Source organism: Borreliella bissettiae DN127 (assembly GCF_000222305.1).
Lineage (GTDB): Bacteria > Spirochaetota > Spirochaetia > Borreliales > Borreliaceae > Borreliella > Borreliella carolinensis.
In genome coordinates this window covers 17,748-27,137 of the sequence record NC_015915.1, presented here as the reverse complement: position 1 = coordinate 27,137, position 9,390 = coordinate 17,748, and the positions used below count along the sequence as shown (strand labels likewise).

Annotated in this window: 8 protein-coding genes and 1 pseudogene; 3 read left to right on the top strand and 6 right to left on the bottom strand. The window is 25.2% G+C overall.

Translation table 11 applies throughout. The annotated features are described in order from the left end of the window. Positions 1-244: 244 nt before the first annotated feature. On the top strand, positions 245-868 hold the full coding sequence (locus tag BBIDN127_RS07745; RefSeq protein WP_014023097.1) for a hypothetical protein: 624 nt from the start codon (positions 245-247) through the stop codon (positions 866-868). Positions 869-890: 22 nt separating this feature from the next. Here BBIDN127_RS07745 and bdr read toward each other — a convergent pair whose 3' ends face one another. The 5 genes from bdr to BBIDN127_RS06215 form a co-directional block, all read right to left on the bottom strand. Beyond that, entirely contained in the window at positions 891-1,580 is a 690-nt protein-coding gene (bdr, locus tag BBIDN127_RS06240; protein WP_044055019.1) for a Bdr family repetitive protein, read from the bottom strand. Positions 1,581-1,658: 78 nt separating this feature from the next. Continuing rightward, positions 1,659-2,195, bottom strand: coding sequence for a DUF226 domain-containing protein (locus BBIDN127_RS06235; protein WP_014023094.1), 537 nt, complete (start codon positions 2,193-2,195; stop codon positions 1,659-1,661). 151 nt (positions 2,196-2,346) lie between these two features. Next, positions 2,347-2,601 carry a hypothetical protein gene (locus BBIDN127_RS06230; RefSeq protein ID WP_014023093.1) on the bottom strand — a complete coding sequence of 85 codons (255 nt, stop codon included), beginning with the start codon at positions 2,599-2,601 and terminating at the stop codon, positions 2,347-2,349. Positions 2,602-4,904: 2,303 nt separating this feature from the next. Beyond that, positions 4,905-5,174: a hypothetical protein gene (locus tag BBIDN127_RS06220; protein WP_014023090.1), complete on the bottom strand. Its 270-nt coding sequence runs from the start codon at positions 5,172-5,174 to the stop codon at positions 4,905-4,907. Then, the gene (locus BBIDN127_RS06215; protein WP_014023089.1) at positions 5,165-5,905 is read right to left on the bottom strand and encodes a ParA family protein; all 741 of its coding nucleotides are present in this window, start codon (positions 5,903-5,905) and stop codon (positions 5,165-5,167) included. Before BBIDN127_RS06215 ends, BBIDN127_RS06220 begins: the two co-directional genes overlap by 10 nt. 1,388 nt (positions 5,906-7,293) lie before the next feature. Here BBIDN127_RS06215 and BBIDN127_RS06210 point away from each other — a divergent pair. Continuing rightward, positions 7,294-7,956, top strand: a complete 663-nt coding sequence (locus BBIDN127_RS06210) for a hypothetical protein (protein ID WP_014023086.1) — start codon at positions 7,294-7,296, stop codon at positions 7,954-7,956. A 517-nt stretch (positions 7,957-8,473) separates the two neighbouring features. On the opposite strand, the pseudogene BBIDN127_RS07840 reads toward BBIDN127_RS06210, so the two are convergent. Next, positions 8,474-8,598, bottom strand: a pseudogene (locus tag BBIDN127_RS07840) (helix-turn-helix domain-containing protein); the annotation flags it as partial. 421 nt (positions 8,599-9,019) lie between these two features. Here BBIDN127_RS07840 and BBIDN127_RS06205 point away from each other — a divergent pair. After that, positions 9,020-9,238, top strand: coding sequence for a DUF5425 family lipoprotein (locus tag BBIDN127_RS06205; RefSeq protein ID WP_233421656.1), 219 nt, complete (start codon positions 9,020-9,022; stop codon positions 9,236-9,238). Positions 9,239-9,390 lie beyond the last annotated feature (152 nt).

Here is a 9,390-nt window from a genome sequence, read left to right as displayed (position 1 = left end):
CTAAAGATTAACCCAAATAGATAAAACTATACCTATCAAGCAGCAAAACTTTAACTATAAAAAATAAAACTTTAATTTTTGCAATTTTTACATAAAAGTGTATAATGTTTTTATTCAAGTTCTTTTTTAAAAAAAATCTGCTAAACAGAAAAATTTTTACAAAATAAATCCGGATGAATTTATTCTAATTAGCAAACATCTTATCAATTCTACTAGCACTACTCACCAATTACTTGGAATTATTATGGCTTCTGGAATTTCATTAGCTCATCTAAAAAATCAAAATATCAAAACTCCTTACAATTTCAAATCCGATATACTTTCTTATGCATTGGATAACGGTTTACAAATTGAAACATATTCTCTAATTTGCTCTAATGAAATTTCCAGATGTATTGAAAATTTAGACAAAAATAGATTACTATCTATTGATGCACGTAGAATTAATTATGTGGCAAACAATATATTTGGTTTTAGGATTACTGCTAAACAACTGAAAATTATTTACTCTTTGATTGCAAAGTCAAAAGAAACTCTAAACGAAATTACATATAACTCTAACTCACAAAACTTCTTTTTAGTTAAAACACCTTGCATATTAAATCTATCACAAAAACTTAATTACATTAAATCATTTGCACCTCTAAAGCTCAATCAAAGCAATCTAAATCATTATTTAAACAGTTCTACTGGAACCAAACTTACAATTATTAATCTGATTTCGAATTTTTTCACTGAAAAGGAACCTTGCAAAAATTTGCATAATCTAAAATTGTACATTAATGCAAACCTAAAAAAACTGGGAATCTATAAAAATACTAACAAATTGCAAAAGCACATTATATCTAAAAATTTTTTTCTTGATTAAGGTAAAAATTTCTTTGTAATTTCTATTTGAAATAGTTCCCAATTAATAGCATAATTAAGGACGCTAAAATAGATAAAACAATGGGCGAAACTACTGATGCAATAACAACTGACACTCTGTTTTTCACGCTAAGCTTTTCCAAAAGAACTTTGTTATTGGCTTCCAGCTTTTCCAAAAGAACTTTGTTATTGGCTTCCAGCTTTTCCAAAAGAACTTTGTTATTGGCTTCCAGCTTTGCTTCTAGCCTTTGTTCCAAATTAAACATATCTTTTTGTAAATTCTTTTCTACACCATCTATTTTGGCATTTAAATTCTTTTCTACGTTATCAATCTTAATGTCTAAATTAGATATGTCTTTTTGTAAATTCTTTTCTACACCATCTATTTTGGCATTTAGATTCTTTTCTACGGTATCAATCTTAATGTCTAAATTGGATATATCTTTTTGTAAATTCTTTTCTACGGTATCAATCTTAATGTCTAAATTGGATATATCTTTTTGTAAATTCTTTTCTACGGTATCAATCTTGAACTCAAGATTATCAAACTTTATTCCAAATTGTTTTTCTAAATTTTCTAAATCTCTATATGTTAGCTCATTGTGATAATATCTTTTTGATAAATCTTGAGCTATTAGTTGTTCCATGCCTAATCGAAGAAACTCTTTATATATTTGCTCTTCAGTAATATTTGTTGCTAACACCGATTCCATATTTTTTTCTTCCTGCTTGCAAAAAAGCATTTACTAAGCATATTGTATCACAAATATCAGACAAATAACAGCTCATTTTCAAAACTTACGAAATCGACTGCGTACACGCAGATGGGGTGGGGGATTGATCAGATTACCAATTTGATCAAGTCTTTCTTCCCTTTTTTGCTTAATTTTTGAAACCCACTTAGTAATAATTCCTTCGGGCTGTAAATCTTTGGAGTAAAACTTGAACACTTCTTGTTCTAACTTCAAAATTTTCTTATACAATTTTCTAATAGAGCGAATATTCCGACCGTCAACGAAATAAGATATAGTATGAACATACATAAACACACTTCCCGTTTTGAACCTAAATTCAAGGTAATAAGCCTTATTGAAGGTTTTGAAATTTTTTTTAGAAAATCTACAAACAGAAGCATAATCGTTGAAAAACCTATTTCCCTTGATTCTTTTGTATCCGTAAAAAATTCCGTAAAACACATCACCCTCTTTCAACGGGTACAAGTAAACCGCCTTTTTCTCTTTGTTCAACGTATTGGCAAAGAAAATTGCAAACATTTTTTTGCTGACTCTCCAAGCCCACAAAACATTCATCAATCTTGTATGATACATAACCTTACCTCCCAAAATCTCTTTTTTGAAAAAAGTATGATTATGAAAAGGTATTTGATTTTTAGTAGTTACAACAACCTTTTTTTTAGTTGGTGTTTTTACTGGGCTTTTTACTACCCTTTTTATCCTAAAATTAATACATCACTCCTTTCTAACTTCCACCTTGCCTCTTACCTCCCGATCCGGGAACTGCCGCAACACCAGAACCATCCTTCTGCAATCTACCAAGAAATATCTCTTTGTAGTCTTTAACAATTCTGGCCAAAATTTTCTTTAAACTAGAATACCTTTTTGCCTTACAAATATATTCAAGACCATCTACCTTCTCAATAGTAAATCCCAGTTTGGCGTTGTATTTCTTCTGAATCCACTCATCCAAGAACTTGTAAACATACTCATAGTCCAAATCTTCCGGTTTTAACTTAGGAAAATTGGTAATGCTTTTATCCTTAGCTTTATTTTGTACTTCTGTACTTCTGTACTTCTGTACTTCTGTACTTCTGTACTTCTGTACTTCTGTACTTCTGTACTTCTGTACTTCTGTACTTCTGTACTTCTGTACTTCTGTAAATATGCCAAATTTTGTCCCTTCTCAAATAAAGACATACTACTTAATATATTATTAGTATAATAATAAAAAGGGGGATTTAATAATGCTTGTTGACGATAAAAATAAAGAATATTTTACTTTAAAAGAAATACAAACTATACAAAATAATAGTACAAAAAATACCATTTATATCAACTACTTAGATTAAAAACCAAGGGGAAATTATCCCCTATAAAAACCATCAGAAAATATAAAAGCTAAAAATATGGGAGAAAAGTATTAGTTTATATACCAAAGAAGAAATTTTAAAACACCAAACTTTTTAAAAAACAATAATCTCAACAAATATTTCCCTAAGTACAATATAGTTTATTTAAAACATTGAATAAAGATTATAAATATATTATCTTTAATCGAGCCCTAGAAAAAAAAGAATGCATATTAAATGCAACAAGATGAGTAAAAAAAAAGGGGGATATTTTTTTTTGGTATGGAAATTTTTCAAAAAAGAACATATCTAAAACCGGCATTTTAAAACAGTCTAAAATATTAAGATTATAACATACATTTAATAAATACTGCAGAACTATCAATAAACAAAAATGGAATTTTTAAAAAATTGAGATAGACTGAAATTGAGGGAGAATTAAAATTTTTATGACAGCAATAATCGTGTATTCATGCTTGACCATGTGTTTAATATATTTTCACATGCAACTCAAAACATTGTTTACAAAATTAATCATATTTTGCAAACAATGTTTTGATATTTTTTTGTTATTAATAGAAATGTTAAAATTAATTTTTTATCTATTAATTATTAACAATAAATTTTATATATTTATTGTATTATCAATAACTTTAATTACAATTAATACAATAATTTAAATTATTGTATTAATTGTAATTAAGCTAATTAATTGCATCTCATATGACAAAACTTTTTAAATTATTTTTTATTTTAAGAACGACAATCTACAAAAAGTACAATCAATACCCCCCCCAAACATTCTTTTTTGCGTAAAATCAATTATTAAGCCCCCTATTGTTGGGTTTTTATAATTAGCTAAAAAATAATAAGACCATTTATTTAAAAGTCTTTTTTTAAATAAAATTTGAAATTTTCTTATACAGCTTAGCAAGCCTTGATCTAAATTTAACCTTATTAAAGCGCCCTTTTGTTTTTTTGATAGTTTTCTTTAGTATTTTTTAAGCCTATTTTAATTTTTTATAAATATTAATTTTGCTTCGTTTTTTCATCCTCACCACTCCTTTTTTTATTATTATTATTTTTATTTTTAATATCTAAACTCTCAACTGCTACTGAAATATAATATTTATTATCGGTATTTTTTTCTATTACTAAATTTTTAATAAGGTTATTGCTATTATAATGCCTCTATGTAGGCATAACTTTACAAATCCTATTTTAGACAAGCTTTATATGCATTTATATTCTTATTAGGGCCTTTATTTTATATTTAGGGAATCCTTAAGGGTTGCTTTCTTTTTCAATTTATTAAATTATTAATACACCAAACTAAACTACTCCATGTGCCAAAAAGAGTTAAAATATTAACATTCTTTAAAAGTGAAAGTCTTTTTTATATTTACCTAAATTAATATCAAAACTTTTCTTGTTTTTCCAAAAGGATTCTTATGAAAAATTTCTTTTAATTAGTGTTAGAATATATTTTGTTTTTATAAATCACTGCATATATTTTATTAATCACCCCCCCCTGAGCACTAGTTAATAAATATAGACATAAATGATATACTTCTGTCCTCTGTCTTCATAAAAGAATACCTATTTTATGTTCCTTATAGAGAATAATCAATAATGAATTCAATTATAATAAGAATTAGCATTGTCAATATTTAATCTTCTAAATTCATCAACAATCCAAAGAAAGTAATCTTAAAGATTGATAAGAAAAAAAATTTTATTTATTTATATAGGCAATCCTGAAAGCCCTTATTTTTGGTCTGAAAATTATTGACTTATCTCTACTGAGGAGGCCCCTCTATTTATAACATCAAAGAATATATCAAAGTTCAATTCTATTTACTAACAAGTTCATATCCATCTAAATTTCACAGAAATTATAGCCGGATAATTCTTTATTATTTTTTTGTTAAAAATTTAAATAACAAAATTATCATTTCCTAGAAGCTTCTATATATTCCATAATTAAAGCTCTTATAAAACCAGAAGCTGTTAATCCCTTTTTGTCTAAAATAGAATAAAATTCAATCCAATATTCATGCTTTAGTCCTACACTTACTTGCTTGGTCATCATCTTTGACCTTCCAGGCTTAACATTTGAAATGTTATTACTAATAACATCGTCGTCACGAAAAGCAAATTTAGATTTGCTAACATTTTGCTTAATAATTTCTTCTAAATCAACCTCTTTGCTTATAGGCATAAAGCATCCCCCAATCTTGAAAGCTCTAAGATAGACCTGCTCTCAGAACAATAATCAAAAATTGACTTCTTATACAGCTGAGATTCTGCTATTTTAGCATCTTGCCCAACCTCATAAAGATCATATCCAAAAGTTTTAAATTGCTTTAAGTGTAAATTATGTCTTTTAAAGCTTTTATTAAGCATATTACAAATAATTTTCTCGTGTTTAACCTTTTTTCTATAAGATTTTAACAAAGAATCAAACTCTTCTTTAAAAATATTAATTCCTTCAAGACTTAAAAATTCTGGAGTCAGTGGGGTAACAACTTCACACATTGCAAGAATAATTCTTCGCTCCCAAAGCTCAAAACTAGGAGATAGATCAAAAATTGCAAATTCAAATCCCAATTTCTCTAATTCTAAGCAAAAATCATCTATCAAATATGGAGAATCTTGCAATTCATGTTGCACATCTCTTCTAAAAGTTCCACTCGGAACACATGGAAAAATATAAAAATTTTTTTGTATTTGTCTTAATACTTGATCTATATCTACCTTCTTCAAAAGAGAATCCTTAATATCCAACTTAAGAATTTCATGATTAAGAAACCATGTAGAAGAACTTCCCTGCTGTATATCACAATCAACTAATATAACTTTTTTTGTTTTAGATAAATAACTTGCAATATTTCCGCTTAAGGTAGTTTTACCAACGCCGCCTTTTTGAATATGAAATGCTATTTTTTTCATACAAATTTCCTTTTAATTATTTTATATCATATATTAATTATTTTATATCATATATTAATTATTTTATATCATATATTAATTATTTTATATCATATATTAATTATTTTATATCATATATTAATTATTTTATATCATATATTAATTATTTTATATCATATATTAATTATTTTATATCATATATTAATTATTTTATATCATATATTAATTATTTTATATCATATATTAATTATTTTATATCATATATTAATTATTTTATATCATATATTAATTATTTTATATCATATATTAATTATTTTATATCATATATTAATTATTTTATATCATATATTAATTATTTTAATATCTGCCTATGAAGCTCTTTTTACAAAATTTTGAAAATGAATTAGATCTGATACAGATTCAAAACTAACAAACTACTATTTCTAATCAAAGATTATAAAAACAGATTTTTGCTTCATACTATGATAGCTTTTTAGATTTTTTATAAGACCGGCTATCCATACCAATAGCACGATCAATAAGATTACTTCGGCTATGCCTTGGTTTTTATTTATTTATATTTAAAAGCTTAAGATTTAGAATTACATTTATATCTCTACCATACAAAACACTGCAAATGAACCTAGTAGCACTTAATTTTAGGGTTGCATTTTAATACCTCCCCCAATTACCAAACAGCTTGCTTGACAGAAATATATACCTGATTTATATAAATTGGACTTCATACCATTCTGATTTATATTATAATTTTCTTATAAACTTACAAAATTCTAAACTATAAAGTAAAGAAATAATTTATATAAAAAGTCTCTTTTTGGGTTTTTGACAATTTCCTTTAGCATTCCTTAAAGTTATTTTCGTGATTTTTTATTATTAGTCTTAAAAGTTTGCTTTTTATTGCTAGAATTTACTTATGACATTTAACCTTCTAAATTAATCAATAATCTAAAACGGGATCTTAAGAACTTATAAGAAAAAAATATTCTACTTCTTTAGAAATACTGCTGAAAGCCTTATTTCTAGTCTAAAAGCTATTGTCTTATTTATAAGATAAAGCCTTTCTACCGATATCAAAAAAGCATATTCAAATAAAACACCTATTTTACAAGCCCATCTCTCCACCAAAATTTCAAAGAAATTATAGGCTAATAATTCTTTATTATTTTTTATTTAATTTATGAAAAGCCCTAAGAAATTTCTCTCTTAAGGGCTTTTTATAAATGGTTAAAGGTTAAAGATAAATTAAAATTTACAACAAATCAGACAAAAAACAAAATTAAAAATATTTTTTTATTTATAATATATATCAATTGATAATTGATATCAATTGATATATATTACTATATTATAATACATCAATTATAATAATTGATTTTTAAAGGACAAAAATGCAAAAAGAACTAACAATAAACTATAACGAATATACAATTGGGGGCATAAAAGGAACTTTCTTCGGGAATTCCCAATATGAAGCTAATTATCGAGCAAAAATAAATGGTTTTATAATTGATTTTTTTAAAATTCCAATAAGTTTAAAGAAAAAATATGAACTCAATATTAAAGCCCTTAGTGATCCTAATTTTTCATCCACAAATATTGCAATGAATTGCATAAATACTTTTAAACTTATAGTTGACATTGTTAATATGCAAACCGGAGAAAATTATGATTACGACACATTTATTACAAAAACAGAAACAGAAAAAATGCTTAAATATGGAACAAAAATAATTGCCGCACTAGCAAGACACTTTGACGAACAAAGCAGAACCAACTTTAATGAAAGCTATTATGAATGGGAAAAAGGTTGGGTAGATAAAAAATGGATAAACTATGAACCAACTTCGGAAGAAATCAAAGAAATTCAAGCAATAAATCAAAAATCAAACTCTTTAAAGCTCAAACATGGAAAAACCCCCCCTAATAAGGGTCAAATACGGCTTCTAAAAGCCATCAATAAAATTGAAAGTCAATCACAACAACAGAATGTTAAACCAAACAGAAAAACTAAAAAATTAAAAAGAAATCTGGGAGGAAAAGCCAAAATTTAATATTTTGCTTGAAAACTTTTAATTTTATTTATTATTATTAAATAATATTTACAAAATTAAAAAAATAAAATATTATATATGTAAGGTAGAAAACAATCTGCCAACAGTCCCAAGCACCCCTATTAATCCTCTCCAAATAAGATTAGGGGTAGGGACTTCTTTTTTAAAGAACTAAAACATTCAAAGCCTAAACCAATAAGTTTATAGCAAATAAAAAAAATGAAAATCTGAAAATCACAAATTAACTAAAAATTTGCATTGTGAATGTAAAGTATAAAATTTTAATAATACTATTCAGACGCAAAATGATATTTCTGAGTCAAAGATTATGGAAATAAATCAAGAATTTATTTCATACTAGCTTCTCAAATTCTTTTAAAGAACAACCTTCACTGCATTTTTGTTAATTTTATTGCTTTTAATGCTCTTGTATGAGTACAACACAAATAAGCCAATTTATAGTGCTATAAAGGGCTAAGTTTAAGCTATCAAATTCTTTTAGGAATAAACACTCTTATTCATATTTATTTGAATAATTAATAAGTTTTTGCTTATTTTTTTCATAATGATCTTTCTTATTGCTTAACATTTTGTTATATAAAATATTACACATCCAAATACTTTTGAAAATTTATTTTTGATTTAGAATATTAAGAATTAATTCCTAATTTTTATTTAAAAGAACTAAAATAATTTAATGCATTATTTTGGGTTTGTGAAATAATATTTTTTCACTTCTTATTGGTTTATATTTCTTTTATAAGAAAATATAATTTTTGTTTAAGTTTTACTTTAAAAAATAGATAATTTAGAATATAATTCTTATTTTTAAAATAGATATAAATTTTGACTAATTGTATTATATTAAAAAATAGATTGACTACATATGTTGTAATAATACTTGGCTTTAAATTTTAAAATATGCTTACTTGTGTTTTTTAGTTTTATAAGGTAAATTTTGATTATTAGAATTGGGGAGAAGAGGTTTATGAGTAAAAAATTTGCAATTTCATTATTGTTTATAATATTAAATTTCTTATTGGTATTGGGATGTGCCTTATCAGTGAATACTGATGAAAGCAAAATAGATACGATTTCTAATTTTGAAAAGAAATATATGAATAATTTGGACTATCAATGTTTAAGTCAGAAAGAGTCTGCAGTTAGAAATTCTCAAATCAAGTTAAGTGGAAATATTAATGAAAAACGTTTTTATTCTTCTAGAATATCTAATGTTTCAAATTACTATGATAAAACTAATACATCTTGTAAAAGAAAATGATTTATTTTATTTGAAAAATAAAAGGATGCTTTGTTTACAATCAAACCTTAAAAGCTTCTAATTTGTGTGATAAATAGAAAATTAATTGTAAATAAATATATTAACTTGTCTAGAAATAAAAAGTTTTAGAAATAAATCCTATGTATAACAAG

Excerpts from the sequence above, each read along its gene's own strand:
- BBIDN127_RS07745 (WP_014023097.1), top strand. The coding sequence starts at position 245 with ATGGCTTCTGGAATTTCATTAGCTCATCTAAAAAATCAAAATATCAAA.
- bdr (WP_044055019.1), bottom strand. The coding sequence starts at position 1,580 with ATGGAATCGGTGTTAGCAACAAATATTACTGAAGAGCAAATATATAAA.
- BBIDN127_RS06235 (WP_014023094.1), bottom strand. The coding sequence starts at position 2,195 with ATGTATCATACAAGATTGATGAATGTTTTGTGGGCTTGGAGAGTCAGC.
- BBIDN127_RS06220 (WP_014023090.1), bottom strand. The coding sequence starts at position 5,174 with ATGCCTATAAGCAAAGAGGTTGATTTAGAAGAAATTATTAAGCAAAAT.
- BBIDN127_RS06215 (WP_014023089.1), bottom strand. The coding sequence starts at position 5,905 with ATGAAAAAAATAGCATTTCATATTCAAAAAGGCGGCGTTGGTAAAACT.
- BBIDN127_RS06210 (WP_014023086.1), top strand. The coding sequence starts at position 7,294 with ATGCAAAAAGAACTAACAATAAACTATAACGAATATACAATTGGGGGC.